Source organism: Microbacterium sp. NPDC080005 (assembly GCF_040702445.1).
GTDB lineage: Bacteria > Actinomycetota > Actinomycetes > Actinomycetales > Microbacteriaceae > Microbacterium > Microbacterium oleivorans_D.
Map to the genome: position 1 here is coordinate 1,250,948 of NZ_JBFBLD010000002.1, position 25,544 is coordinate 1,276,491.

The following is a 25,544-nucleotide window of genomic DNA, read 5'->3' on the forward strand; positions in this document are numbered from 1 at the left end:
CTCTCAGAGAGAGGAAGAGGAGGAGTACAAATGGTGGAATCCATCGCACGCGTGAAGCACATCCGCGTGACCCCTCAGAAGGCTCGTCGTGTCGTCGCGCTCATCAAGGGCAAGCAGGCTCAGGAGGCACTCGCCATCCTGAAGTTCGCTCCCCAGGGTGCCAGCGAGCCCATCTACAAGCTCGTGGCCGCTGCGGTCGCGAACGCTCGTGTGAAGGCCGACAAGGACAACGAGTTCCTGGACGAGCAGGACCTGTACGTGAAGAACGCGTACGTGGACGAGGGCACGACGCTCAAGCGTTTCCAGCCCCGCGCCCAGGGTCGCGCGTTCCAGATCAAGAAGCGCACCAGCCACATCACGGTCGTGCTCTCGACCCCCGAGGTCGCCGAGTCCGCCCCGGCTGCCCAGACCAAGAAGGCGAGCAAGTAATGGGACAGAAGGTCAACCCGTACGGCTTCCGCCTCGGCATCACCACCGACCACGTGTCGCGTTGGTTCTCGGACTCCACCAAGCCCGGGCAGCGCTACGCCGACTACGTGGCGGAGGACGTCAAGATCCGTCGCCTCCTGACGACGTCGCTCGACCGTGCCGGCGTGAGCAACATCGAGATCGAGCGCACGCGTGACCGCGTTCGCGTCGACATCCACACCGCCCGTCCGGGCATCGTGATCGGCCGCCGCGGCGCCGAGGCCGAGCGCATCCGCGCCGACCTCGAGAAGCTCACCGGCAAGCAGATCCAGCTGAACATCCTCGAGGTCAAGAACCCCGAGGCCGACGCTCAGCTGGTCGCGCAGGGCATCGCCGAGCAGCTCTCCGCACGTGTGGCCTTCCGCCGCGCGATGCGCAAGGGTCTGCAGGGTGCGCAGCGCGCCGGTGCCAAGGGTGTCCGCATCCAGGTCTCCGGCCGCCTCGGCGGCGCCGAGATGAGCCGGTCGGAGTTCTACCGCGAAGGCCGTGTGCCCCTGCACACGCTTCGCGCGAACATCGACTACGGCTTCTACGAGGCGAAGACCACCTTCGGCCGCATCGGCGTGAAGGTCTGGATCTACAAGGGCGACCTCACCAACAAGGAGCTCGCTCGCGAGCAGGCCAACGCGCCGAAGTCACGCCGTGACGACCGCGGTGGCGACCGTCGCCGTGGCCCGCGCAGCGAGGCCCCCGTCGCAGAAGGAGCGTCTGCCTGATGCTTATTCCCCGCAAGGTCAAGTACCGCAAGCAGCATCACCCGAAGCGTGACGGCGCCGCCACCGGCGGCACCGCGGTCACGTTCGGTGAGTTCGGCATCCAGGCCCTCACGCCCGCCTACGTGACGAACCGTCAGATCGAGTCCGCTCGTATCGCCATGACGCGTCACATCAAGCGTGGTGGAAAGGTGTGGATCAACATCTACCCCGACCGTCCGCTCACCAAGAAGCCGGCCGAAACCCGCATGGGTTCCGGTAAGGGTTCGCCGGAGTGGTGGGTCGCCAACGTCAAGCCGGGTCGCGTCCTCTTCGAGGTCGCGGGCGTCAACGAGCAGCTCGCTCGCGAGGCCCTGACCCGTGCCATCCACAAGCTGCCGCTCAAGGCACGCATCATCAAGCGCGAGGAGGGCGACGCGTAATGGCCGTCGGCACCAAGACGCTCGCCCCGAGCGAGCTGGACACGTTCGAAGACCAGCGCCTCGTGGAGGAGCTGCGCAAGGCCAAGGAAGAGCTGTTCAACCTGCGCTTCCAGTCGGCCACCGGCCAGCTCGAGAGCCACGGCCGCATCCGTGCGGTCAAGCGCGACATCGCGCGGCTCTACACCGTCATCCGCGAGCGGGAGCTCGGCATCCGTGCCACCCCCGCCCCGGTCGAGACGGCCACCAAGGCGAAGAAGAGCAAGGCCAAGAAGGCGGACGAGTCCGCTGAGGCCGCGAAGGAAGAGGCCGAGTGATGGCTGAGAAGAAGGATGCCGCTGCGGCGCCCGTGGCCGCCGGTCACGAGTCCGCCGAGCACGACGTCCGCGACGTCAACGCCCGTGGGTACCGCAAGGCCCGCCGTGGCTACGTCGTCAGCGACAAGATGGACAAGACGATCGTCGTCGAGGTCGAGGACCGCGTGAAGCACCCCCTCTACGGCAAGGTCATCCGCCGCACGTCGAAGGTCAAGGCTCACGACGAGCAGAACACCGCCGGCATCGGCGACCTCGTCCTCATCAACGAGACCCGTCCGCTCAGCGCCACCAAGCGCTGGCGCCTGGTCGAGATTCTCGAGAAGGCGAAGTAAGCAATGATCCAGAACGAGTCTCGCCTCAAGGTCGCCGACAACACCGGCGCCAAGGAGCTCCTCACGATCCGTGTCCTCGGTGGTTCCAACCGCCGTTACGCGGGCGTCGGGGACGTCATCGTGGCGACCGTCAAGGACGCGATCCCGGGCGGCAACGTCAAGAAGGGCGATGTGGTCAAGGCCGTCATCGTCCGCACCGTCAAGTCGACCCGTCGTCCCGACGGTTCGTACATCAAGTTCGACGAGAACGCCGCCGTCATCCTGAAGAACGACGGGGAGCCCCGCGGCACCCGCATCTTCGGCCCGGTCGGCCGTGAGCTTCGCGACAAGAAGTTCATGAAGATCGTCTCGCTGGCACCGGAGGTCATCTGATCATGGCGCACATCAAGAAGGGTGACCTGGTTCAGGTCATCAGTGGCCGTAAGCAGGACAAGGGCGGCGACCGCGGCAAGCAGGGCAAGGTCCTCGAGGTCCTCGTCGAGCAGAACCGCGTCGTGGTGGAGGGCGTGAACTACGTCACCAAGCACACCCGCGTCGGCCAGTCGCAGCGCGGCACCAAGACGGGCGGCATCGAGACGATGGAAGCCCCGATCCACATCTCCAACGTGGCGCTGGTCGACCCGTCGACCAAGAAGCCGACCCGTGTCGGCCACCGCGTCGAGGAGCAGACGAAGGACGGCGTCAAGCGCACCGTCCGCGTCCGCTACGCCAAGAAGAGCGGCAAGGACCTCTGAACATGAGCAACGCAACTGCCGCGGAGGCTGGCAAGATCCAGCCCCGCCTGAAGCAGAAGTACCAGAGCGAGATCAAGAAGGCTCTGCAGGACGAGTTCGGCTACGCCAACGTCATGCAGATCCCCGGTCTCGTCAAAGTCGTCGTCAACACCGGTGTCGGTGAGGCTGCGCGCGACAGCAAGGTGATCGATGGTGCGGTCGACGACCTCACCAAGATCACCGGCCAGAAGCCGGTCGTCACCAAGGCCCGCAAGTCCATCGCGCAGTTCAAGCTGCGTGAGGGCCAGGCCATCGGCGCCCACGTCACCCTCCGCGGTGACCGCGCGTGGGAGTTCGTCGACCGCCTCGTCAACCTCGCCCTGCCCCGCATCCGCGACTTCCGCGGACTGTCGGCCACGCAGTTCGACGGCAACGGCAACTACACCTTCGGTCTCCAGGAGCAGTCCGTGTTCCACGAGATCAACCAGGACAAGATCGACCGCGTCCGCGGTTTCGACATCACCATCGTCACGACGGCGAAGACGGATGACGAGGGTCGGGCGCTCCTGAAGCACCTGGGCTTCCCGTTCAAGTCGGCTGACGCTCAGGCGTGATCCGATAAGATCGATCGTTCGGCCTCGGGGCGTGCTCCGGGGCCGAACGACTGCACAACTGAATATCGCTCATTCATAGAAGGTCGCCTGTCGTGTAACGGCAGTCGAAACCTCATGACTAAAGGACAACACCTATGACGATGACAGACCCGGTCGCAGACATGCTGACCCGTCTGCGCAACGCGAACTCCGCGCACCACGACACCGTCGCGCTGCCGAGCTCGAAGCTCAAGACGCACATCGCCGAGATCCTCCAGCAGGAGGGCTACATCTCCGGCTGGGAGGTCTCCGACGCGCGTGTCGGCCAGACCCTCACCCTGACCCTGAAGTACGGCCCGAACCGCGAGCGGTCGATCGCCGGCATCAAGCGCGTCTCGAAGCCCGGTCTCCGTGTGTACGCGAAGTCGAACGAGCTTCCCAAGGTCCTCGGTGGCCTCGGCGTCGCGATCCTGTCCACCTCCTCTGGCCTCCTCACGGACCGCCAGGCCGAGCAGAAGGGCGTCGGCGGGGAAGTCCTCGCCTACGTGTGGTGATCTGACATGTCGCGTATTGGACGTCTTCCCATCGACATCCCCGCCGGCGTGACCGTTTCGGTCAACGGCCAGGACGTCGCCGTCAAGGGCCCCAAGGGTGAGCTGAACCTCACCGTGGCGCAGCCCATCGAGGTCAAGGTCGAGGAGAACCAGGTTCTGGTCTCGCGCCCCGACGACGAGCGCGAGTCGCGTGCTCTCCACGGGCTCACCCGCACCCTCATCAACAACAACATCATCGGCGTGACCCAGGGCTACACCAAGGGCCTCGAGGTCGTCGGCACCGGTTACCGCGTCGCTCAGAAGGGCACGGCGGTCGAGTTCGCTCTCGGCTTCTCGCACCCCGTCCTGGTCGAGGCTCCGGAGGGCATCACGCTCACCGTCGAGGGCAACAACAAGCTCACCGTCGCCGGTATCTCGAAGCAGGCCGTCGGCGAGGCAGCCGCCAACATCCGCAAGATCCGCAAGCCCGAGCCCTACAAGGGCAAGGGTGTGCGGTACGCGGGCGAGGTCGTTCGCCGCAAGGCCGGAAAGAGTGGTAAGTAACCATGGCTCTGAAGTCGAAGTCCGACGCACGTTCGCGTCGTCACGCCCGTCTTCGCAAGAAGATCGTGGGCACCGAGGCGCGTCCGCGTCTCGTCGTGACCCGTTCCGCCCGCCACGTCTTCGTCCAGCTGGTCGACGACAGCAAGGGCTTCACCGTCGCATCGGCCTCCACCCTCGAGGTCGACCTGCGCACGTTCGAGGGTGACAAGACCGCCAAGGCCCGCAAGGTCGGCGAGCTCGTCGCTGAGCGTGCGAAGGCTGCCGGCATCGACACGGTCGTCTTCGACCGTGGCGGCAACCGCTACGCGGGCCGCGTCGCTGCGATCGCCGACGGCGCTCGCGAAGGAGGTCTGAACCTGTGACCGAGAACAAGGAGAACGAAGTGACCGCGACCGAGCAGCCCGCTGCGGCTGCGGCCGAGGCGCCCGCCGAGCGCGAGCGCGAGCCGCGTCGCGGTGGCCGCGAGCGCAGCCAGACCCGCGACCGCAACTCGCGCGACCGCGGCGACAACCAGTTCCTGGAGCGTGTCGTCACGATCAACCGCGTGTCCAAGGTCGTCAAGGGCGGTCGTCGCTTCAGCTTTACGGCGCTCGTCGTCGTGGGCGATGGCAACGGACTCGTCGGTGTCGGCTACGGCAAGGCGCGTGAGGTCCCCCTCGCCATCTCGAAGGGTGTCGAAGAGGCCAAGCGCAACTTCTTCCGCGTGCCGCGTGTCGGCTCCAGCATCCCGCACCCCGTCCAGGGTGAGGCTGCTGCCGGTGTCGTGCTGCTCCGTCCGGCTGCTGCCGGTACCGGTGTTATCGCCGGTGGCCCGGTCCGCGCCGTCCTCGAGTGCGCAGGCATCCACGATGTGCTGTCGAAGTCGCTGGGTTCGTCGAACACGATCAACATCGTGCACGCGACCGTCGCGGCGCTGAAGTCGCTCGAGGAGCCGCGCGCCGTCGCCGCTCGTCGTGGTCTCGACTTCGACCAGGTCGCGCCCGCGCGTCTGGTCCGTGCCGAGGCCGACGCTGCCAAGGCTGCAAAGGTGGGTGCATGATGGCTGCTCGTCTGAAGGTGACCCAGGTCAAGTCCAAGGTGAGCGAGAAGCAGAACCAGCGTGACACGCTGCGTTCGCTCGGTCTGAAGCGGATCAACGACTCGGTCGTTCGTCCGGATGACGCGCAGACGCGCGGCTACATCAAGACCGTCGCGCACCTCGTGAAGGTTGAGGAGATCGACTGATGGCTGAGAAGAAGGACGAGACGGTCGAGACCGTCGAGCCCAAGGCCAAGAAGCCGGCAACCCGGAAGGCTGCGGCCAAGCCCGCCGCCGACAAGGCTGCCCCGAAGAAGGATGCGGCGCGCCCCGGCGTGCTGAAGGTCCACCACCTGCGTCCGGTCCCCGGCGCCAACGTCGCGAAGACCCGTGTCGGTCGCGGTGAGGGCTCGAAGGGTAAGACGTCGGGCCGCGGTACCAAGGGTACGAAGGCTCGTTACCAGGTCAAGGTGGGCTTCGAGGGTGGGCAGATGCCCCTCCACATGCGTACGCCGAAGCTGCGCGGGTTCAAGAACCCGTTCCGCGTCGAGTACCAGGTGGTCAACCTCGACAAGCTCGCGGAGCTCTACCCCAACGGTGGCGACGTCACCGTGACCGACCTCGTCGCCAAGGGCGCCGTCCGCAAGAACGAGAAGGTCAAGGTGCTCGGCACCGGCGACATCTCGGTCGCGCTGACGGTCTCCGTCGACAAGGTCTCGGGTTCGGCCGAGCAGAAGATCGTTGCCGCCGGCGGCTCGATCAAGTAATCACGTGCCAGGGGCCGGAGGATAACCTCCGGCCCCTGTTGCCGTATGTTGGAATGCGGCGTGCCTCGGCGCGCCCGGCATCCCACTGGAGGAAATCCCTTTGTTCAGCGCCATCGCGCGGGTCTTCCGCACTCCGGATCTCCGTCGGAAGATCGGTTTCACGCTCGGCATCATCGCCATCTACCGATTCGGCGCGCACATCCCGGCTCCGTTCGTGGACTTCCCGAACGTGAAGACCTGTCTCGACCAGTCCGGGTCGACCGAGGGACTGCTCTCGCTGGTCAACCTGTTCTCTGGTGGCGCGCTGCTGCAGCTGTCGATCTTCGCGCTCGGCGTCATGCCCTACATCACCGGCACGATCATCGTGCAGCTCCTCCGCGTGGTGATCCCTCACTTCGAGACCCTGTACAAGGAGGGCCAGGCCGGCCAGGCCAAGCTCACCCAGTACACGCGCTATCTGACGATCGCCCTCGCTCTGCTGCAGTCGACGACCCTCGTCACGGTCGCCCGCTCCGGACAGCTCTTCGGCATCACCGGTGTCGCCGAGTGCCAGCAGCTCCTCACCGACGAGGCGTGGTGGGCGCAGCTCCTCATGATCGTCACGCTGACCGCCGGCACCGGCCTCATCATGTGGATGGCCGAGCTCGTCACCGAGCGCGGCATCGGCAACGGCATGTCGCTCCTCATCTTCACCTCCATCGCGGCGACCTTCCCGTCGGCGCTGTGGAGCATCGCCGTCGCCCGCAGCTTCGAGATCTTCCTCCTCGTGCTCGCCGTCGGCATCGCCACCGTCGCCCTCGTCGTCTTCGTCGAGCAGTCGCAGCGCCGCATCCCGGTGCAGTACGCCAAGCGCATGGTCGGCCGCCGCACCCTCGGGGGCAGCAACACGTACATCCCGATCAAGGTGAACATGGCCGGCGTCGTGCCCGTCATCTTCGCCTCGTCGCTCCTCTACATCCCCGCGCTCATCGCGCAGTTCAACGCCAACCCGGCGGCGGACGGCAGCGTCCCGGGCTGGGTCTCGTGGATCCAGGCGAACTTCGTCAACGGCGACCACCCGCTCTACATGGCGGTGTACTTCCTGCTCATCATCGGGTTCACCTACTTCTACGTCGCGATCACGTTCAACCCGGTCGAGGTCGCCGACAACATGAAGAAGTACGGCGGGTTCATCCCCGGCATCCGTGCGGGTCGTCCCACCGCGGAGTACCTGGACTACGTCCTCACCCGCATCACCCTGCCGGGTTCCATCTACCTGGGCCTCATCGCCCTGCTCCCGCTCCTGGCCCTCGCGACGGTCGGTGCCAACCAGAACTTCCCGTTCGGTGGCGCATCGATCCTCATCATCGTCGGTGTCGGTCTCGAGACCGTGAAGCAGATCGACGCCCAGCTTCAGCAGCGCCACTACGAAGGACTCCTCCGATGACGCAGACCCCCGCCCGCCTCCTGATCATCGGCCCGCAGGGCTCGGGCAAGGGGACGCAGGGGGCTCGGATCGCCGACCTCCTCGGCATCCCGACCGTCTCCACCGGCGACGTCTTCCGCGCCAACGTCAAGGACGGCACCGACCTGGGTCTCAAGGTCAAGGCGATCATCGACGCCGGCGACCTCGTGCCCGACGAGCTGACGAGCGAGATCGTCCGCGACCGGCTGTCGCAGGAGGATGCCGCGCACGGCTTCCTGCTCGACGGATACCCGCGCAACCTCGCGCAGGTCGGTCACCTCGACGCGTTCCTCGACGGTCGAGGCGAGCCGCTGACCGCGGTCATCGAGCTGTCGGTCCCGCGGGACGAGTCGATCGCCCGCCTCTCGCGCCGCGCCGCCGAGCAGGGCCGCGCCGACGACAACGAGGAGTCGATCGCGAAGCGACTCTCGATCTACGAGTCCGAGACAGCGCCGATCCTCGACGTGTACCGCGAGCGTGGCATCGTCGACGAGATCGACGGCGTCGGGTCGCTCGACGAGATCACGGCGCGCATCACCGCAGCGCTCACGGCGCGCGGCATCACGGCCTGATGGTCTTCCGCCGCTCCATCTACAAGACGCCCGCGCAGCTGCGCGCGATGGTCGAGCCGGGTCTCATCACCGCCGCGGCGCTGGATGCCGTGCGTCCCGCTGTCCGCGCCGGTGCGACCACCGCGGAGCTCGACGCGATCGCGGAGCGCACGATCCTCGCCCGCGGCGCCGAGTCGAACTTCCAGCTCGTCCGCGGGTACCACCACACGACGTGCATCTCGGTGAACCAGGAAGTCGTCCACGGCATCCCCGGCGACCGGGTCCTGGAGCCGGGTGACATCGTCTCCATCGACTGCGGCGCGCAGTTCGAGGGGTGGAACGGCGATTCGGCGATCACGATCGTCGTGCCCGATCCCGACCGCCCCGAGCTCGTCGAGCGTCGTCAGCGACTCTCCGACGTGACCGAGGGTTCGCTGTGGGCCGGTATCGCCGCGCTCGCATCCGCCTCGCGTGTCGGCGAGGTCGGCGACGCGGTGCAGACCTATGTCGAGGCCTCGGGGGAGGGCTACGGCATCCTCCGCGACTACGTCGGTCACGGGATCGGCCGCAAGATGCACGAGGGCCCGACCGTGTTCAACTACCGTGTCGCGGACCTCGGGCCGGAGGTGCGCCCGGGGCTGTGCGTCGCGATCGAGCCCATGATCGTCGCCGGCGACGAGGCGACCCTGGTCGAGGACGACGACTGGACCGTCAGCACCGTCGACGGTCAGGACGGCTCCCATTGGGAACATAGCGTCGCGGTGCACGATGGAGGGATCTGGGTGCTGACCGCCCCCGACGGCGGCGCCGCGGGGCTCGCGGCATTCGGCGTCACCCCCACACCGATCTCCTGAGGAGGATACGCACATGGCGACGGCCACCGGCAAGACCAACTGGTTCGCGATCTGGGTCAGCGTCGCGGTGGTCGCGGTCCTCGCGGGTGTCGTGGCGGTGGTCGCGGTGTTGAACACCCAGGCGTCGGACCCGGGCCCCGTCCCGCAGGGCAGCGGCATCGATCGCGAGACGGGGGCGATCACCTTCGGCGACGGACCCGACACCGTCGCGACCTACGTGGACTTCATGTGCCCCTACTGCGGTCAGTTCGAGGAGACCGAGGGCAAGACCATCTCGGGTCTCGTGGATGACGGCAGCATCACGCTCGAGGTGCACCCCGTCACGATCCTCGACCGGCTCTCGCAGGGAACGGAGTACTCGAGCCGTGCGGCATCCGCCATGTACGCCGTCGCCGAGGCCGACCCGGACAACGCGTACGCCTTCTTCCGGGCACTGTGGGACAACCGGCCCCAGGAGCAGACACCGGGTCTGACCGACGATGAGCTCATCCAGATCGCGAAGGACGCGGGCGTCGACATGACGGCCAGCCTCGAGAAGTCGATCGCAGACCACGAGTACATGAGCTTCGCCCAGTCGCAGGAGCTGCCCGAAGGCGCCACCGGAACGCCCACGCTCGTCGTCAACGATGAGCTCGTCCCCGTCACCTACGACCCGCAGGCCGACATCGTCTCGCGCCTGTCCGCACGCTGAGCTCCGAGGCGACACGCCGAGTGGCGGGTCCGTCCGATATCACGTACACTAAATCTTTGGTGCGTTGCGCCTGCTTCGGCGTGTCACCACAATCCCCACTCACCGCAGACCGACCGGTCTGCCAACTGTAAGCGAGCGTATGGCGAAGAAAGACGGTGTCATCGAGATCGAGGGTGTGATCTCCGAGGCTCTCCCGAACGCGATGTTCCGCGTCGAGCTGAGCAACGGTCACAAGGTCCTGGCCACGATCTCCGGAAAGATGCGGCAGAACTACATCCGCATCATCCCCGAAGACCGCGTCGTCGTGGAGCTCTCGCCTTACGACCTCACGCGCGGTCGCATCGTCTACCGCTACCGCTGAGACCGGTCGAGAAGTAACGCCCCGCACACCCGTGTGCGCCGGCGAAGACAGCGAATCAGGAAAATCATGAAGGTCAACCCCTCCGTCAAGCCCATCTGCGACCACTGCAAGGTCATCCGCCGCCACGGTCGCGTCATGGTCATCTGCAAGTCGAACCCGCGTCACAAGCAGCGCCAGGGCTGATGGGATGCCGCGTTCCGGCGCGGCCTCGCAGGCTCACAACTGAACACATCTCGGCAGGATCAGAACCCGCTCAGCGGGGGACACCTCGGGTCGGAGGCCCGGGCACCGATCCTGCTCCACACCTCCACTCACTCCTAGGAGACATCGCATGGCACGTCTTGCCGGCGTTGACATCCCGCGCGACAAGCGCGTGGTGATCGCCCTCACCTACATCTACGGCATCGGCCGTACCCGCTCCGTCGAGATCCTCAGCTCGACCGGCATCGACGAGTCGATCCGCGTCAAGGACCTCACCGACGAGCAGCTGGTCGCCCTCCGCGACCACATCGAAGGCACCTACAAGGTGGAGGGTGACCTGCGCCGCGAGGTCGCCGCAGACATCCGCCGCAAGGTCGAGATCGGCTCGTACGAGGGTATCCGCCACCGTCGCGGCCTGCCCGTGCGCGGCCAGCGCACGAAGACCAACGCGCGTACCCGCAAGGGTCCCAAGCGCACCGTCGCCGGCAAGAAGAAGGCGCGCTAAAGCGCCGCCGCCACAGGTTTAGGAGAACACTCACATGGCACAGGCCAAGTCCGCTGCGCGCAAGCCGCGCCGCAAGGAGAAGAAGAACATCGCGCTGGGCCAGGCCCACATCAAGTCGACGTTCAACAACACGATCGTCTCGATCACCGACCCCTCGGGTGCGGTCATCAGCTGGGCCTCCTCGGGTGGCGTCGGCTTCAAGGGCTCGCGCAAGTCGACCCCGTACGCCGCCGGCATGGCCGCCGAGTCCGCTGCGCGTCAGGCGCAGGAGCACGGCGTCAAGAAGGTCGACGTCTTCGTCAAGGGCCCCGGCTCGGGCCGCGAGACCGCGATCCGTTCGCTGACCGCTGCCGGCCTCGAGGTCGGTTCGATCCAGGACGTCACGCCCCAGGCACACAACGGCTGCCGCCCCCCGAAGCGCCGCCGCGTCTGATCCTCGACGGATGCCGGGGGCGCCGACGCGAGTCGCGCCCCGGCATCCCGGTCACAACTCAACACTTCACCAACTGCACGTGTCATATAGCGGTCACGTGACTGAAAGGAACACATAGTGCTCATTGCACAGCGTCCCACTCTGACCGAGGAGAAGGTCGGCGACTTCCGCAGCCGATTCGTCATCGAGCCCCTCGAGCCGGGCTTCGGCTACACGATCGGCAACGCGCTGCGTCGCAGCCTGCTGTCGTCGATCCCGGGTGCCGCGGTCACCAGCATCCGCATCGACGGCGTGCTGCACGAGTTCAGCACCGTCCCGGGTGTCAAGGAGGATGTCACCGAGATCATCCTCAACATCAAGCAGCTGGTGGTCTCCAGCGAGCGCGACGAGCCCATCACCGCGTACCTGCGCAAGACGGGCGCCGGCGAGGTCACGGCCGCCGACATCTCCGCTCCGGCGGGTGTCGAGGTCCACAACCCCGAGCTGGTCATCGCGACGCTCAACGACTCGGCGAAGTTCGAGCTCGAGCTGACGATCGAGCGCGGCCGCGGCTACGTCTCGGCCACGCAGAACCGCAACGAGTACGCCGAGGCCGGTCAGATCCCGATCGACTCGATCTACTCGCCCGTCCTCAAGGTCAGCTACCGCGTCGACGCCACCCGTGCCGGTGAGCGCACCGACTTCGACAAGCTCGTCCTGGACGTCGAGACCAAGTCCTCGATCAGCCCCCGCGACGCCGTCGCATCGGCCGGTCGCACGCTGGTCGAGCTGTTCGGTCTCGCCCGCGAGCTGAACGTCGAGGCCGAGGGCATCGAGATCGGTCCCGCACCGGTCGCCGAGGTCCTGACCAACGAGCTCTCGATGCCCATCGAGGACCTCGACCTGTCGGTCCGGTCGTACAACTGCCTCAAGCGCGAGGGCATCAACACGGTGTCCGAGCTCGTCGCCCTCTCGGAGACGCAGCTCATGAACATCCGCAACTTCGGTCAGAAGTCGGTCGACGAGGTCAAGGACAAGCTCGTCTCGCTCGGTCTGTCGCTGAAGGACTCGGTCCCCGGGTTCGACGGCGCGCACTTCTACGGCGGCTACGACGACGAGACCGTCTGATCGGACTCCGGTTCGCCCCGGTCCACTGACTGACTTTTTTTCCAGGAGTAATTGACATGCCCAAGCCCACGAAGGGTGCCCGCCTCGGTGGCGGCCCCGCCCACGAGCGTCTTCTGCTTGCGAACCTCGCTGCCGCGCTGTTCACGCACAAGTCGATCACCACGACCGAGACCAAGGCCAAGCGCCTGCGTCCGTTCGCCGAGCGTCTGGTGACCTTCGCCAAGCGCGGCGACCTGCACGCGCGCCGTCGCGTCCTGTCGGTCATCGGCGACAAGTCCGTCGTGCACGAGCTCTTCGCCGAGATCGCGCCGCTGGTCGCCGAGCGTGAGGGTGGCTACACCCGCATCACCAAGGTCGGCAACCGCAAGGGTGACAACGCGCCCATGGCCGTGATCGAGCTCGTCCTCGAGCCCGTCACCCCCAAGGCGAAGTCGTCGAAGAAGGCTGCTCCGGCTGCCGCTGCGCCGGCCGCTGAGGAGCCCGCTGCCGAGGAGACCGAGGTCGAGACGCCCGCTGAGGACGCCGCCGACGCCGGTGCCGAGTCGCCCGAGGAGGGCGCCGCTGCCGAAGCCACCGCCGAGGACGCCGTCGCGTCCGAGGACGAGAAGGCCGACGAGGCCAAGTAAGGCTCCCTCTTCGGAGGGAATCCGAGGGCCCGCCCCCGTTTCGGGGCGGGCCCTTTCTCGTGCAGACGCGACGCCCAACGGGCTTCGCGTCTGGCGTCGACATCATGTGCTCGGAACGAGTGCACACGCTGCGTACCGGTCACGACGTGTGTTCTCGTCGCGAGCACATGATGTGGACAGCCTGGGGGCGGACGAGCCGGCGCCGGTGAGCGCACCCGGCCTGCGGGCGGGCGTCAGCGCGGGGTGTCGAAGGCGTCGGCGACGGCCCACTGGGCCAGCTCGACGCGATAGCGCAGCTGTGCGCGGCTGTTCTCGACGCCGTCGATCGCGTCGGCGACAGCCTCGGCGTAGCGTTCCCCGCCGCGGACGCCTGGATGGATGCCGTCGCCCGCCAGCAGGTCCTCGTGACCGGTGATGGCGCTCGACCAGTCCGCGATCGCGACGCCCGGAGTGCGCGCCGCGAACGATTCGAGCTCGTCGTTCACGCCCGGAATCCAGTCGCGCGGTGCGTGAGCGGTCACGAGCACGAGCGTGCGGTCCGGGCCGACATCCTTCTTCAGGCGGGCCAGATCATCGGAGTCGACCGGTCCGTTCGTCCCCAGCCCGACGACGACGTAGTCGCGCAGCTGCCCGCGTGCGGCGAGACGATCGACGATCTCGACACCCGCCCCCATCGACCGTGACACCTTCGCGTCGATCTCGGCCCCCGGCATCCGATCGAGCAGTCCTCCGGCGGACGCGAGCATCACCGAATCGCCCACGGCGGTGACACGGGCGCCGGCGACGCGGATCTCCGCCGGGGGAGCGGGGCGGCCGTCCGGCGGCGTGCAGAGTCCGTCGTCGTCGCTGAGGTGCGCCGACGGGCACTCGGGCCGCAGGACGGCGTCCTCGCTGCGGACGGCGGCGCCGGGCAACGTGGCGTGGTGCGAACGAGCGGATGCCGCGTTCAGAGCGGCGCGCCCGTCCCGGACGGCTGCTTCGCTCGAGGCCAGCTGAGGCGCGTCCGCGACGGCGGCCGTCGTCCCCGCGACCACGAGGATGCCCGTGGCGACCGCCGTCGTCGCGGCGAGTCGGCGCACCGGACCGCCCCGGAACGCGCGCCCGACGGCGCGCAGCGACGCACGGAATCCGAGGCGGCGCACGGGCTGCTCGATGAAGCGGAACGACACCTCCGCGGCGAGAACCGTCAGCGCGAGCGTCAGCAGCGCGACCTCGAGCGGTACGGCGACATCGGGCGACGAGCGCGTCGTCGCCACCGTGAGGATGACGACGAGCGGCCAGTGCCAGAGGTAGATCCCGAAGGATCGCTCACCGACCCACCGCAGCGGCGCGACGTCGAGCAGGCGCCCGAGCGGCGAGCCCGCGCGCACCGCGCTCGCGATCGCGACGACGGCCAGAGCGGATGCCGCGACCAGAAGCCCCGGGAAGGTCTCGACTCCGTCGCCGGGCGTCACGAGCGCGAGGGCGACGATCCCGACAAGGGCTGCGCCGCCGACGACGGGCGGCACCCCGGGCCGACGCTCGGACGGACGCAGGAACGCCAATGCGACGCCGAGCAGCAGCCCGAAGGCATGGGTGTCGGTGCCGTAGTACACCCGCGTCGCTCCGCCGACGGAGAGCCAGGCAGCCGCGAGGACGGATGCCGCGGACAATCCCACCGCGACTGCCACTCGCCCGCGGCGCAGCCGCAGGACGAGGGGGAGCAGCAACGGCCAGAGCAGGTAGAACTGCTCCTCGACGGCCAGAGACCAGAGGTTCCGCAGCAGCTCGGGGGCGGAGGAGTCGAGACCTCCGCCGAAGTAGGAGGAGCCGTTCGCGACGGCGACCCAGTTGTAGGAGAAGGTCGCGGCGCCCAGCAGCTGCTCGCCGAGGCCGACGAGGATGTCGCCGCCGACCATCCAGGCGAGGGACGCGGTCACGAGAACGACGACGCCGATGGCAGGCAGGAGGCGTCGGGCTCGACGCCGCCAGAAGTCCGCGAGGCCGATACGTCCGTTCGCCTCCCGTTCGCGCAGGAGGAGTGTCGTGATGAGGAAGCCGGAGATCACGAAGAACACGTCGACACCCAGGAACCCGGAGGGCAGAGCCGGGAACAGGTGGTAGACGACGACGAGCAGGACGGCGACGGCGCGGAGTCCGTCGAGCCCAGGCAGGCGCGCGGAAGGAAGTCGAGTCATGTCGAAGCGGGGGGATGTCGAAGGGCGAGTGGGCGATTCGCGGCATCCAGTCTAGGTCGGCATCCTGCATGGCCACCCCTTCCCGCCCCGCCCGTGGCCGGATAAGTTGGCATCACCGAGACACGGACGAGCGCCCCAGACGTCACCGCGATCCGGCTGGCGCATCGTCCCCCAGAAGGGACGTGCAGCATGGCTGGGAAGATCATCGTCGGAGTGACGGGCGCACCCGTCTCGCGCCGCGCGGTCGACTGGGCGATCGATCGCGCCGCACGTCGGCACCAGTCGGTCGAGCTCGTGTCGGTCGTCGGCGGCGCGGTGGGGGCGGTCGGCGAGGCTGAGGTCCTCGGTGCGGCGCAGACCGCGACCCAGCAGCTGCTCGATGGGGAAGCAGCCCGAGTGACGGCCGCCGGTGTCACGGTCTCGACGCGGGTGGAGTCCGGCAACCCCGTCACGAAGCTGATCGATGCCGCCGCGGGCGCGGCGCTGCTCGTCATCGGCAGCGACTACCGCGGGCCGGGCACGGGGCCGGCGCGCGGGGTCCACGGCATCCGGATCGCTGCGGGAGCGAAGTGTCCCGTCGTCGTCATCCCCGATCGGGACCTCGGCGAGGGGATGGGGGTCGTCGTGGGCATCGACGGCTCGGATGTGTCGGAGCATGCGATCGAGTTCGCCGCCGCGGAGGCCGATCGCCTCGGCGAGCCGCTCATCGCCGTCAACGTGTGGACGCCCGTGCACACGCCGCGCAACGCGATGGAGGTCTACCCCGACCTGTACCTCGCGAACATGCAGTCGACCGCCGAGGAGGTGCTGGCGCTCTCGGTCGCCGGTCTGTCGTCGCGCTACCCCGACCTGCGGATCGTCCGTCGTGTGGAGCGCGGCTATCCGTCTCAGGTGCTCGCGGGGATCGCGGCCGACGCGCGCATGGTCGTCGTCGGCACCCACGGCCGCGGAGCGATCGCGCGGTTCCTGCTCGGGTCGATCAGTCAGGAGCTCCTCTCACACCTGCCGACGGTCACCGCAATCGTCCGGTGACATCGACGTGCGCGCCCGAGGGCGACGTGCGAAAGTGAGGGCATGACCTCACGGCCTTCCGTCCTCGTCCTCGGCGAGGCGCTCATCGACATCGTGGAACGCGAGGGCGGTGACGTCGAATTCGTCGGCGGCAGTCCCGCGAATGTCGCCGTCGGCATCGCACGGCAGGACATCGCCACGCACCTGCTGACGCGCCTCGGCCGCGACGACCGCGGCCGGTGCATCGCCGATCAGGTGACGGCGTCGGGTGCGCTGATCCACGACGCCTCGTGGACGGATGTCGCGACCTCGACCGCTCGTGCGCGGCTGCGTGCCGACGGCTCGGCGGCGTACGAATTCGACATCGTGTGGGCGCTCGACGCCGAGGCCGCGGCGGAGGCGGCGGAGGCGGCATCCGTCGTCCACTCCGGATCGATCGCGCTGTTCCTGCAGCCCGGGGGAGAGGTCGCGCTGTCGACCCTGGAACGCGCGAAGCGGGCGGGCACGATCGTGACGGTCGACCCGAACGTGCGGCCGGCGCTCGTCGGCTCCGACCCGCGACCGGTCGCCGAGCGCGCATTCACGGCCGCGACGCTGGTGAAGCTGAGCGACGAGGATGCCGAGGCGCTCTACCCCGGTGTGTCCGCTGCCCGTGTGCTCGAGACGATCGCGGCGCTCGGTCCGCGGGTCGTCGTGATGACGCGCGGCGGTGAGGGGGCCCTCGCTCTCGGTCCGTCGGGTGTCGTCGATGTCGCGCCTCTCGTCGTCGAGGTCGCCGACACGATCGGCGCGGGTGACGCCTTCATGGCGAGCCTGATCACGAGCGTCGTCGACGACGCCGACCTCCTCGGGGGTGACGTCGCCGCTTTGCATCGAGCGCTTCGCCGCGCCGCGGTCACCGCGGGCATCACCGTGTCGCGGCCGGGCGCCAACCCGCCCACGCGCGCGGAGGTCGACGCGGCGGTCTGACCGCCGCGGATAGGCTGGCACCGTGCGCCTGCGGATCGATCTCGCCTACGACGGCACCGACTTCAAAGGCTGGGCGCGGCAGCCGGGCCTGCGGACCGTGCAGGGGACGCTCGAGGCGGCGATCGCCCGCATCCTCGGCGGCGACCCGCGGCTGGTGGTCGCCGGTCGGACGGATGCCGGGGTTCACGCATCGGCGCAGGTCGCGCACCTCGACCTCACCGACGGGCAGGAGCGTCGGCTGCTGTCGGGACGGAGGCCGGAGCCCGAGGCGCTCGCCGCGCGCATCAACGGAGTGCTCGGTCCGTACCCGGACGTCGCCGTCCACCGGGTGGGTGTCGCGCCGGAGGGTTTCGACGCGCGCTTCTCGGCCGTCTGGCGCCGGTACGCCTACCGCGTCGCGGACCGCGTCACCGGGTACGACCCGTTGGAGCGCGGCCGCACGACGTGGGTCGCGGCGGACCTCGACGTGGCGGCGATGGATGCCGCGGCCCGCAGCCTGCGCGGCCTGCACGACTTCGCGGCCTACTGCAAGCCGCGTGAGGAGGCGACGACGATCCGTACGCTGCTCGAGTACGGGTGGCGCCGGGACGAGTCCGGTGCGCTGGTCGCCTCGGTCAAGGCGGATGCGTTCTGCCACAGCATGGTGCGGGCGCTCGTCGGCGCGTGCGTCGCGGTGGGGGAGGGGCGGATCGGGATCGATCGGGTCGCGGAGATCCGCGACGAGCTCGTCCGTACGAACGAGGTCAAGGTGCTGGCGGCCCGAGGGTTGACGCTCACCGAGGTGGGCTATCCCGCCGACGATCTGCTCGCGGCGCGCGCCAAGCAGACGCGCGCGCGACGGGAACTCGGCGCCGCCGACGACTGAGCGGACGCGGCACAACGAAGAACCCCCGGACCGCGGCCCGGGGGTTCTTCGTTGTGCGATGGTTCGCGAGTGCCTTATGCCCGGCGCGTGCGGCGGACCGAGGTCGCGACCGCGATGCTCGCACCGGCGAGGACGAGGACGCCGCCGCCGACCCAGAGGCCGAGGAGTGCGTCACCGTCGAAACCGGTGTCACCGAGGGCCGGGCCGCCGGCGCTGCCGCCGTCCGTGCCACCGTCGCCGCCCGCGGCAGCGGCAACGCCGACCGCCGGGAAGGCGAACGAGGCGCCGCTCTCGCTGACGGCCGTCAGCGCGTAGCTGCCGGTGGCGTCTTCGGGCAGCGTGACCGTGGCGACGGCGCCGCCGTCGGCCGTGGCCTCCTTGTCCACCGAGGTGGAGGAGACGGCGAAGGCGACGAACGCGAGGTTGGCGGGACCGACGCCCTCACCCGTGAGCGTGAACGTGACCGTCTCGCCGGGGACGAAGGTTCCCGCCGGAACGGCGAGCGGCGTGGGCACGCCGGGAACCAGGGCCGAGGGGACGGGGGTGTCGGGAGTGTAGGCATTCGCGACGGCCGGTGCCGCGAAGACCGCCGCGATGGCGACGGCGAGAGCCGCCGCGGCCTTGCTGATCTTGTGCTTCATGGTGCTTCTTTCGGTCGTCGTGAGTTCGAGGCGCAGACGGCAAAAGAAGATCCAACCGACCGCCCCCCGTTGGTTGGACAGTGCAAGTATTCAGGAATCGCTCAGGAACAGCAACTATGGCGGGTTTCCATCAGGTAAACACTGTCGCGCCTCGACACATCGGGCGCGCCAGGCGCCCGGCGTCCGCGCTTGTAGACTGACGGCACCGCAGGGAGGGGTCATGATGCGGATGAGAACCATGCGTCTGGCCGCTGCCGCAGCGGTCGTCGGAAGCGCCGTCGTGCTGTCGGGCTGCGGCCCGTCGCCCTGGGCGTTGCAGAGTCCGACGCCGTCTGCTCCGCCGGTCGTGTCGAGCCCCCCGGTCGTGGTTGCCCCGCCGGTGGAGAACGACCTCTCGAGCGGTTCGACCCAGCGGGACCTGAAAGCCGGCGCCGTGAGTGTGGCCGTCAACTACTGGTCCGACCTGCGGATGGATCGGTGGACGGCTAACGCCGTCAAACCCGTCAGTCTGTCGCTGGTGACGACCATCACGCCCAACGACGGACAGAAGGTGTACCTGCAGAAGGCCACCATGCTCGCCGTTCCGGCGAACGCCGAGGAGACCTTCCCCGCCCTGGATCCGCAGGTCGACGAGGCGAGCGTGAAGAACGGCTACCTGGTCCTGAAGCCGTACAGCTATTCGCAGACCTTCAACGTCGGTCAGGTCCCCGAGGGAGCGACCTACGTGACGCTGCAGTTCACGTACGACTTCCTCGTGCAGACCAAGCCCAAGGCCGACGAGTACGCGAAGCAGACCGCGACGGACACGGTGACCGTCGCCATCGCGCAGCAGGCGGCATCCGGCTGAACCTCAAGAACCTCAAGATCCGGTAAAGGCCAGCGCGAGGCTTCACGAAGTCGCCGGAGAGCGGGGCTTTCCGCCCCTACGGTGAAGACGTGGCACTGGCGGCGGCGACCCGAACCCCGCCGCCGGTGCCCTCCATCCTTCACACCGAACGAGGTTCGCGCATGTCCATCCGTCCCACCGCCCGTCGCCGGCTCGGCGTCGCCGCCCTGGCCGCCGCGGCTGCGCTGTCCCTCTCGGGGTGCGCCCAGGTCGTCGATGCCTTCAACTCGATCTCGGGGACGACCGAGAACGTGGCCGCCACCCCGGCTCCGAACGCGACGCCCGCAACCGGGACGGCGGAGATGCCGTTCGACTCGCAGTTCACCTACGACGGCTCCGTGCAGATGACCTACGAGATCGCGGACGGGCTCGATATCATCCTCGACTTCTGGGCCGTCGACTCCAAGCGCACCCGCGAGTGGTACCCGGACAACGCGAAGACCTTCGGCTTCGCGGTCAACGTGAAGGACACCCGCGTCGACGAGAAGGCGGTGCTCAAGCAGAAGCGTCGCGTGTACCTCTCGAACGTGTCCATCTCGTCGCAGACGGCGCAGACGTCGAACCAGGTGAGCTCGCCGTTCCAGTTCAGCGCCGACCCGCGCACGCTCGTCCCGACCGACACGATCCGCTCCAGCAAGGGGCTGCTCATCAACAGCTACCAGGGCGGTCTGCTCGTCCCCGAGACGACGATCAACCAGCTGCCGCCGGACACTTACGGCATCACGCTGCAGTTCGCGCTCGACGTCTGGGTCGAGGGCACCGCCAACGACGACAAGTCGTTCGTGCAGCAGACGGTCTACCCCGTCATCCCGATTGCGATCTATCCTCGTGAGACAGAGACCGACGGGTCCACGGGGGGCACGACTGACGGTACGTCGTCTGACGACGGCTCCCAGGGAACCACGGGCTCCGACGGGTGGACCACCACCCCCGGGTCCGGCGGTCCCACCACTCCGTGAATCCAGTTCGAGGAACCGACGTGACGAGTCCGTACATCCCCGGCCCGCAGGGCTGGCAGCCCGCGCAGCCCGCAGCGGGCGCGCAGCCGCCGGCCGGCGCGTGGCCGGGTCAGGAAGCGCAGTGGGGTCAGCAGCCCACGTGGCAGGCCGCGCAGTGGCAGCAGGCTTCGCAGCCCGTGCAGCCAGTTCAGCAGCCTGTTCAGCCGCAGTGGCAGCAGCCCGCGCAGCAGTGGCAGGAGCCGCAGGCGCAGTGGCAGGATGTCGCGCCGCAGGGCTCCTGGCAGACGATGCCCGATCAGGCCGGGTACGCCGCAGCTCCCGGCGGTCCGGGCGAGATCGTGCCGGTCGACGAGTTCGCCGATGACTTCGCCTCGGTCCTCGAGAACCACTCGGTGCACCGCTCGACGATCGGGTGCGTCGTGCCGGCGTACAACGAGGCCGAGTCGATCGCCGACGTCATCCGCTCGCTTCTCGAGCAGAGCCGCGTGCCCGACGTCATCCACGTCGTCGTCAACAACACGTCGGATGACACGGTCAAGATCGCCTCCGAGTTCTCAGGGCCGCACGAGGTCGAGACCGAGCTCGGGCTGCAGTTCACCGAGGTCTTCGTCCACGACATCGGCAAGAACCCCGACAAGAAGGTCGGCGCGCTCAACTACGGCTACGCCCTCGTCGAGGGGTACGACTACCTGCTCGGTGTCGACGGCGACACGACCGCCGACCGACGCGCGGTCGAGTACCTCGAGAACGAGGCTGTGTCGGATTCGCGTATCGGCGGGATCTCGGCGATCTACACGATCGACGATCGGCCCATCAAGGGCTTCATCGCCAAGTGGCTGATCGCCGGCCAGCGCACGCAGTTCGCGGCCTTCAACATGCAGAACCTGCTGCGCGGCCGCAACATGGCCGTGCTCGGCGGACAGTTCTCGATCTTCTCGACGACCGCACTGCGCGATGTCATGAAGGAGAACCACCAGAACTCGCCGTGGGTCAAGGACTCCGAGGTCGAGGACTCGCTGCTCTCGCTCCAGATCAAGTCGGCCGGCTACCTCACCAAGATCAGCCCGTTCGCGCGAGCGGATGTCGGTGGCATGACCACGCTCAAGGGCTACGACGCCCAGCAGGTGAAGTGGACCTACGGCGCCATCGAGCTGATGTGGCCGGGGCAGCGCGGAGACACGAAGGGGCAGCCGTTCCACCCGAACCTGCGCCTGCGGTGGTTCGAGCAGTTCTCCATGCTGACGAACTTCTTCGTCCGCGTCGCGTTCCTGACGCTGCTCGTCGCATCGCTGTCGATCAACGCGTTCGTGTTCTCGCCGTGGTGGCTCATCCCGCCGCTCGTCGCCGCGGGGCTGAACCTGCGCATGGCGCGGGCGATGGAGAAGTCGAACTCGCGCGACATCGCGTTCGCCGTGCTGCTGTTCCCGGCCGAGATCTTCATGTGGATCCGCATCAGCCACTTCATCCGCTCGTGGACCCGCTTCCTCTCCAAGAAGAAGGTCGACAATTGGGCGCTGCAGGCGCGTGCCGAGAAGGGTGGCGTGAGCTTCGGCCACTGGACGCCCTTCATCATCCTGGCGATCGTCGCGATCGCGATCGCGGTCATCTGGAACCTGCTCGACCCGATCACCCAGTCCGCCATCCTGTGGGTCGGCTGGCCGATCGTCGGCGTCGTCACAGTGCTGCAGACCCTCACGATGGCCATCAAGCTGTTCCAGCGCCACCAGGGGTACAAGGTCTGACCCCGCTCGACAGAAGCCCCCGGAGTTCGTCTCCGGGGGCTTCTGTTTTGTGCTCGCGGTGGTCGCGGATGCAAGGGATCTGGGGCGACACGCCGGGTGGTCGCGCGTGGGCGCGGGGTGTCGCGCGGCATCCATTGCATCCGTGCACGGGGTCGGCGGATGCCGGTGTCGCTGGCCCCCGTGGGCCCGGTCAGGCGCCGGCGACGGTCTCGGAGGTGAGGCGGTAGCCGACGCCGCGGACGGTCTCGATGTACCGCGGGTTGTTCGGGTTGTCGCCGAGCTTGCGTCGCAGGTTGGTCATGTGCGCCTCGATCGCGCGCTTGTCCGCCTCGCCGACGAAGTAGCTCGTCACGTAGGACTCGCCACGCAGCACGAGGGTGAGGTCGGCCTTGCTGCGGACACGGCGCTTGGACTCCATGAGGGTCGACAGCAGATCGAACTCGGTGCGGGTGAGGGTGAGCTCCCGCCCGGCGACGAGGACGACCCGGTGCTCGGCGTGCACGGCGAGGTCGCGGTGCACGGTCCACCCCGGTCCGCCCACGGGCGGGACAGCGGATGCCGGGGCCACCGCGTTGCCCGGATGCGCGACCGGCGGCTGCGCGCCGTACTGCGGCGCGACCTGGGGCGGCATCGACTGCTGTGGCGCACCCTGCTGCTGTCCACCCTGCTGCGGCGCACCCTGCTGCGGAGCGATCTGCGGCGGGAGCACCACGGCGTTGCCCTGCTGCGGCTGCTCGCTGTAGACCGGGGTCATGATGCGCTCGTCGAACACGGGGGAGGTGGGGACGGCGTCGTACTGCGGGGCCGCGGGCCGCGCGCCGGGGAAGGACGGTCCGGTCGCCTCCTGGCGGGGCGCCTGGGCGACGCTCGTCCCGGTGGCCCGCGGGCGGCGCAGCAGCGACTCGACGCGCGCGCGCAGCTCGCGCGGGCGGAACGGCTTTACGACGTACTCGTCGGCGCCCGCACCGAGGCCGAGGACGACGTCCGCCTCCTCCTCGAGCCCGGTGATCATGATGATGTAGGTGTCGCTCTGTGCCCGGATGCGGCGGGCCGCCTCGAACCCGTCGATGCCGGGCATGTTCACGTCGAGGGTCGTGATCAGCGGCTGGTACGAGAGCACCGCGCGCACGCCGTCGATGCCGTTGCCGACGGAGACGGTCGAGAAGCCGGCGGCCTCGAGGACCTCGACGATGAGATGACGGATGTCGGGATCGTCCTCGACGATGACCGCCGTCTTATGCATCGACATCGAATCACTCATCGATGTAGCCCCCCGATTTGCGTGTGAAAGTCGGTCCTCATGCTACACAGAGGCGGGCGACCGCCTCGCGCACGACGACGGCGCCTCACCGGACGTCCTGGGTCAGTTCGACGCCCGCTTCGGGCCAGTAGACACCGGCTGCGGGGCCTCCGTTGCACTGACCGTCGCTCTCGCCGGGAGGCTTGATCCAGAGATTGGTGTCGACCACGGCGTCGTGGAATGAGCCGCCCGGCTCGCCCACGAGCTGTCCCGAGGGGTTGCACCATTCGCCGCCCGAGGTCGCCGCGCCGCTGCGCGAGGTGTCGACGATGGCGTGCGCACCGCCGAGGAGCGCCGAGAGCGACGCCGCGTACGCGAACTCGTCGGCGGGTGCCTGGTAGTTCGAGACGTTGGTCGCGAACCCGCGGACGCGGTCGATGACACCCATCTGCGTGATGAGGTCCGCCATCTGGTCGGGCGGCAGCCAGTTGCTGTGTCCGCCGTCGATGTAGATCCAGGTGTTGGGGGTCGTGATCAGATCGACCGCGGTGCCCAGCTGCCGTGCACGGTCGGCGATGTTGCCGCACTCCTGGGAGAGCGCGATGCTGTCGGGCTCGAGAGCGACGATCTTCTGCACGTCGGGAGCGGTGTCGAGGGCGGCGCCGATCTCGCGCAGCCACACCGGGTAGTCCTCTTCGGAGAGGCCGCCGGAGGAGTGGTTGCCGCAGTCACGGCCCGGCAGCCCGTAGACGACGAGTGCGACCGACCGGCCCTGATCGCGTGCCTGCGAGATGAGGTCGAGCACGGTGCCGCCGGCCGTGCCGATCGGATCCTGCTCGGGGGTGAGCCAGTACGCGGTGGGCTGGGCGGCGAGGTACTCGGCGGCATCCTGCTGCTCACCGGAGAGCTCGCGTGCGGCGGCCGCGGCCTTCGCCTGCGTCGGCGCGATGACCGTCGTCCCCAAGTCCGGAGCCCGCGCCGTGAGCGCCTGGAATCCGCGCGTCACGGCGTTGCCGATGACGCCGATGAGCACGAGGACGACGACGAGTCCCAGCACGATGCCCACGGGGACGAGTACGCGGGCCGGGGGCATCCGCAGCTTCTTCCTGGGAGCCACTCTTGAACTCTAGTCATAGGCTGATACTCCGATGATCACTGTCGTCTCGTACAACCTGCGCAAGCACGCCGCAGCGGGAGAACTGACCGAATTGGTGAGCCGCTACGACGTCGACGTGCTGTGCCTGCAAGAGGTCGACACGACCGACATGCCCGAGCGTATCGGCGGTCTGGTGCTCGCCGACGCGACACGGTCGAACCGCCTGGGCCTGGCGATCTACTACCGCGAGAACGGGTTCCGCGCCGGCGCCAGCCGCACGTTCTCGCTGAAGAAGTCGCTGCACGACATCCTGCTCAAGCCCGCGGACGAGCGGATGCTGGGGCTCCACCTGCGTGACATCGACAACGGCACCGAGTTCATCGTCGCGTCGTTCCACGCTGCGCCCCTCACCGCGTTGAACTCGCTGCGCCGTCATCAGATCCGCGCGGCGCTCCGCGAATTGTCGACGCTGGGCAAGGGGGCACCGATCCTCATGGTCGGCGACTTCAACTACCCGGTCTTCAAGGAGAATCTCGGGCAGGTCATCCGTGAGAGCGGCTACGAGCTCAGCCTCAGCGATGCGCGGACGTACACGCGGTACAAGTTCTTCAAGGGCTACTACGACTTCGCGACGTCGAGCGGGTTCGAGATCCAGCAGGTGCGCACCCTGCCCCAGGGAGCGAGCGATCATCTGCCGATCCTGGTGACCGCGAAGCCGATCGTCCGGTCGAAGCCGAACGTCGCCTGAC

The 25,544-nt window shown here is 68.3% G+C and carries 35 protein-coding genes; 31 read left to right on the plus strand and 4 right to left on the minus strand.

The genetic code is table 11. The annotated features are described in order from the left end of the window. The first annotated feature begins 30 nt into the window (after nt 1–30). The 24 genes from rplV to rplQ all read left to right on the plus strand — a co-directional run bounded on the left by rplV (nt 31) and on the right by rplQ (nt 13,209). Entirely contained in the window at nt 31–429 is a 399-nt protein-coding gene (gene rplV / locus AB0259_RS12795; RefSeq protein ID WP_064003329.1) for a 50S ribosomal protein L22, read from the plus strand. Further along, complete coding sequence (gene rpsC, locus AB0259_RS12800) at nt 429–1,184, plus strand: 30S ribosomal protein S3 (RefSeq protein ID WP_064003328.1); 756 nt, start codon at nt 429–431, stop codon at nt 1,182–1,184. Before rplV ends, rpsC begins: the two co-directional genes overlap by 1 nt. Then, entirely contained in the window at nt 1,184–1,603 is a 420-nt protein-coding gene (gene rplP / locus AB0259_RS12805) for a 50S ribosomal protein L16 (RefSeq protein WP_064003327.1), read from the plus strand. Before rpsC ends, rplP begins: the two co-directional genes overlap by 1 nt. Beyond that, complete coding sequence (gene rpmC / locus AB0259_RS12810) at nt 1,603–1,917, plus strand: 50S ribosomal protein L29 (RefSeq protein WP_018187344.1); 315 nt, start codon at nt 1,603–1,605, stop codon at nt 1,915–1,917. The genes rplP and rpmC overlap by 1 nt, the downstream gene beginning before the upstream one ends. Further along, on the plus strand, nt 1,917–2,249 hold the full coding sequence (gene rpsQ, locus AB0259_RS12815; RefSeq protein WP_251581804.1) for a 30S ribosomal protein S17: 333 nt from the start codon (nt 1,917–1,919) through the stop codon (nt 2,247–2,249). The genes rpmC and rpsQ overlap by 1 nt, the downstream gene beginning before the upstream one ends. A 3-nt stretch (nt 2,250–2,252) precedes the next feature. Further along, nucleotides 2,253–2,621: a 50S ribosomal protein L14 gene (rplN, locus tag AB0259_RS12820; protein WP_064003326.1), complete on the plus strand. Its 369-nt coding sequence runs from the start codon at nt 2,253–2,255 to the stop codon at nt 2,619–2,621. 2 nt (nt 2,622–2,623) lie between these two features. After that, entirely contained in the window at nt 2,624–2,983 is a 360-nt protein-coding gene (gene rplX / locus AB0259_RS12825; protein WP_064003325.1) for a 50S ribosomal protein L24, read from the plus strand. 2 nt (nt 2,984–2,985) lie between these two features. Continuing rightward, nucleotides 2,986–3,576, plus strand: a complete 591-nt coding sequence (gene rplE, locus AB0259_RS12830; protein ID WP_251581806.1) for a 50S ribosomal protein L5 — start codon at nt 2,986–2,988, stop codon at nt 3,574–3,576. Between the two features lie 134 nt (nt 3,577–3,710). Further along, nucleotides 3,711–4,109, plus strand: coding sequence for a 30S ribosomal protein S8 (gene rpsH / locus AB0259_RS12835; protein WP_064003323.1), 399 nt, complete (start codon nt 3,711–3,713; stop codon nt 4,107–4,109). A gap of 6 nt (nt 4,110–4,115) precedes the next feature. Then, nucleotides 4,116–4,652 carry a 50S ribosomal protein L6 gene (gene rplF / locus AB0259_RS12840; protein WP_251581808.1) on the plus strand — a complete coding sequence of 179 codons (537 nt, stop codon included), beginning with the start codon at nt 4,116–4,118 and terminating at the stop codon, nt 4,650–4,652. 2 nt (nt 4,653–4,654) lie between these two features. Further along, on the plus strand, nt 4,655–5,014 hold the full coding sequence (gene rplR / locus AB0259_RS12845; RefSeq protein ID WP_251581810.1) for a 50S ribosomal protein L18: 360 nt from the start codon (nt 4,655–4,657) through the stop codon (nt 5,012–5,014). Nucleotides 5,015–5,034: 20 nt separating this feature from the next. Then, nucleotides 5,035–5,691, plus strand: a complete 657-nt coding sequence (rpsE, locus tag AB0259_RS12850; RefSeq protein ID WP_308222255.1) for a 30S ribosomal protein S5 — start codon at nt 5,035–5,037, stop codon at nt 5,689–5,691. Beyond that, nucleotides 5,691–5,876: a 50S ribosomal protein L30 gene (gene rpmD, locus AB0259_RS12855; protein ID WP_020098644.1), complete on the plus strand. Its 186-nt coding sequence runs from the start codon at nt 5,691–5,693 to the stop codon at nt 5,874–5,876. The genes rpsE and rpmD overlap by 1 nt, the downstream gene beginning before the upstream one ends. Then, on the plus strand, nt 5,876–6,436 hold the full coding sequence (gene rplO, locus AB0259_RS12860) for a 50S ribosomal protein L15 (protein ID WP_251581812.1): 561 nt from the start codon (nt 5,876–5,878) through the stop codon (nt 6,434–6,436). Before rpmD ends, rplO begins: the two co-directional genes overlap by 1 nt. A gap of 100 nt (nt 6,437–6,536) precedes the next feature. Then, nucleotides 6,537–7,862 carry a preprotein translocase subunit SecY gene (gene secY, locus AB0259_RS12865; RefSeq protein ID WP_064003319.1) on the plus strand — a complete coding sequence of 442 codons (1,326 nt, stop codon included), beginning with the start codon at nt 6,537–6,539 and terminating at the stop codon, nt 7,860–7,862. Beyond that, complete coding sequence (locus tag AB0259_RS12870; protein ID WP_366222927.1) at nt 7,859–8,452, plus strand: adenylate kinase; 594 nt, start codon at nt 7,859–7,861, stop codon at nt 8,450–8,452. The genes secY and AB0259_RS12870 overlap by 4 nt, the downstream gene beginning before the upstream one ends. After that, nucleotides 8,452–9,285: a type I methionyl aminopeptidase gene (gene map, locus AB0259_RS12875; RefSeq protein ID WP_366222928.1), complete on the plus strand. Its 834-nt coding sequence runs from the start codon at nt 8,452–8,454 to the stop codon at nt 9,283–9,285. The genes AB0259_RS12870 and map overlap by 1 nt, the downstream gene beginning before the upstream one ends. Nucleotides 9,286–9,298: 13 nt before the next feature. Further along, nucleotides 9,299–9,976 carry a thioredoxin domain-containing protein gene (locus tag AB0259_RS12880; RefSeq protein WP_366222929.1) on the plus strand — a complete coding sequence of 226 codons (678 nt, stop codon included), beginning with the start codon at nt 9,299–9,301 and terminating at the stop codon, nt 9,974–9,976. A 139-nt stretch (nt 9,977–10,115) separates the two neighbouring features. Further along, a complete protein-coding gene (gene infA / locus AB0259_RS12885) occupies nt 10,116–10,337 on the plus strand; it encodes a translation initiation factor IF-1 (RefSeq protein WP_017201569.1) in 222 nt (73 codons plus the stop codon). A gap of 66 nt (nt 10,338–10,403) precedes the next feature. Beyond that, a complete protein-coding gene (gene rpmJ, locus AB0259_RS12890) occupies nt 10,404–10,520 on the plus strand; it encodes a 50S ribosomal protein L36 (RefSeq protein WP_005050492.1) in 117 nt (38 codons plus the stop codon). A gap of 148 nt (nt 10,521–10,668) precedes the next feature. Then, nucleotides 10,669–11,043 (plus strand): 30S ribosomal protein S13, encoded by a 375-nt coding sequence (gene rpsM / locus AB0259_RS12895; protein WP_251581832.1) that lies wholly within the window; start codon nt 10,669–10,671, stop codon nt 11,041–11,043. A gap of 34 nt (nt 11,044–11,077) precedes the next feature. Next, a complete protein-coding gene (gene rpsK, locus AB0259_RS12900) occupies nt 11,078–11,476 on the plus strand; it encodes a 30S ribosomal protein S11 (RefSeq protein WP_018171470.1) in 399 nt (132 codons plus the stop codon). Between the two features lie 117 nt (nt 11,477–11,593). Further along, a complete protein-coding gene (locus tag AB0259_RS12905; protein WP_251581834.1) occupies nt 11,594–12,583 on the plus strand; it encodes a DNA-directed RNA polymerase subunit alpha in 990 nt (329 codons plus the stop codon). Between the two features lie 56 nt (nt 12,584–12,639). Continuing rightward, complete coding sequence (gene rplQ / locus AB0259_RS12910) at nt 12,640–13,209, plus strand: 50S ribosomal protein L17 (RefSeq protein ID WP_251581836.1); 570 nt, start codon at nt 12,640–12,642, stop codon at nt 13,207–13,209. A gap of 233 nt (nt 13,210–13,442) precedes the next feature. On the opposite strand, the gene AB0259_RS12915 is transcribed toward rplQ, so the two are convergent. Then, on the minus strand, nt 13,443–15,386 hold the full coding sequence (locus AB0259_RS12915) for an acyltransferase family protein (protein ID WP_366222930.1): 1,944 nt from the start codon (nt 15,384–15,386) through the stop codon (nt 13,443–13,445). A gap of 189 nt (nt 15,387–15,575) precedes the next feature. Between AB0259_RS12915 and AB0259_RS12920 the strand changes: the two genes are divergently transcribed. From AB0259_RS12920 to truA, 3 genes are read left to right on the plus strand one after another with little or no spacing between them, the layout of a single operon-like run. Next, nucleotides 15,576–16,418, plus strand: coding sequence for a universal stress protein (locus AB0259_RS12920; protein WP_251581840.1), 843 nt, complete (start codon nt 15,576–15,578; stop codon nt 16,416–16,418). Between the two features lie 42 nt (nt 16,419–16,460). Continuing rightward, on the plus strand, nt 16,461–17,366 hold the full coding sequence (locus tag AB0259_RS12925) for a PfkB family carbohydrate kinase (protein WP_366222931.1): 906 nt from the start codon (nt 16,461–16,463) through the stop codon (nt 17,364–17,366). A 22-nt stretch (nt 17,367–17,388) separates the two neighbouring features. Beyond that, nucleotides 17,389–18,231, plus strand: coding sequence for a tRNA pseudouridine(38-40) synthase TruA (truA, locus tag AB0259_RS12930; RefSeq protein WP_366222932.1), 843 nt, complete (start codon nt 17,389–17,391; stop codon nt 18,229–18,231). A gap of 74 nt (nt 18,232–18,305) precedes the next feature. Here truA and AB0259_RS12935 read toward each other — a convergent pair whose 3' ends face one another. After that, nucleotides 18,306–18,872 carry a hypothetical protein gene (locus AB0259_RS12935; RefSeq protein ID WP_366222933.1) on the minus strand — a complete coding sequence of 189 codons (567 nt, stop codon included), beginning with the start codon at nt 18,870–18,872 and terminating at the stop codon, nt 18,306–18,308. A gap of 229 nt (nt 18,873–19,101) precedes the next feature. On the opposite strand from AB0259_RS12935, the gene AB0259_RS12940 reads away from it, so the two are divergent. From AB0259_RS12940 to AB0259_RS12950, 3 genes are all read left to right on the plus strand, one after another. Beyond that, entirely contained in the window at nt 19,102–19,719 is a 618-nt protein-coding gene (locus tag AB0259_RS12940) for a hypothetical protein (RefSeq protein WP_251581853.1), read from the plus strand. Nucleotides 19,720–19,880: 161 nt separating this feature from the next. Continuing rightward, nucleotides 19,881–20,717, plus strand: a complete 837-nt coding sequence (locus AB0259_RS12945; RefSeq protein WP_366222934.1) for a fructose 1,6-bisphosphatase — start codon at nt 19,881–19,883, stop codon at nt 20,715–20,717. A gap of 20 nt (nt 20,718–20,737) precedes the next feature. Then, nucleotides 20,738–22,459, plus strand: a complete 1,722-nt coding sequence (locus AB0259_RS12950) for a glycosyltransferase family 2 protein (protein WP_251581857.1) — start codon at nt 20,738–20,740, stop codon at nt 22,457–22,459. Nucleotides 22,460–22,649: 190 nt separating this feature from the next. Here the strand turns inward: AB0259_RS12950 and AB0259_RS12955 are convergent, their stop codons facing one another. Then, nucleotides 22,650–23,720: a response regulator gene (locus tag AB0259_RS12955; RefSeq protein ID WP_251581859.1), complete on the minus strand. Its 1,071-nt coding sequence runs from the start codon at nt 23,718–23,720 to the stop codon at nt 22,650–22,652. Between the two features lie 85 nt (nt 23,721–23,805). Beyond that, on the minus strand, nt 23,806–24,816 hold the full coding sequence (locus AB0259_RS12960; protein ID WP_366222935.1) for a glycoside hydrolase family 6 protein: 1,011 nt from the start codon (nt 24,814–24,816) through the stop codon (nt 23,806–23,808). A gap of 31 nt (nt 24,817–24,847) precedes the next feature. On the opposite strand from AB0259_RS12960, the gene AB0259_RS12965 reads away from it, so the two are divergent. Then, nucleotides 24,848–25,543 carry an endonuclease/exonuclease/phosphatase family protein gene (locus AB0259_RS12965; RefSeq protein WP_366222936.1) on the plus strand — a complete coding sequence of 232 codons (696 nt, stop codon included), beginning with the start codon at nt 24,848–24,850 and terminating at the stop codon, nt 25,541–25,543. Nucleotide 25,544 lies beyond the last annotated feature (1 nt).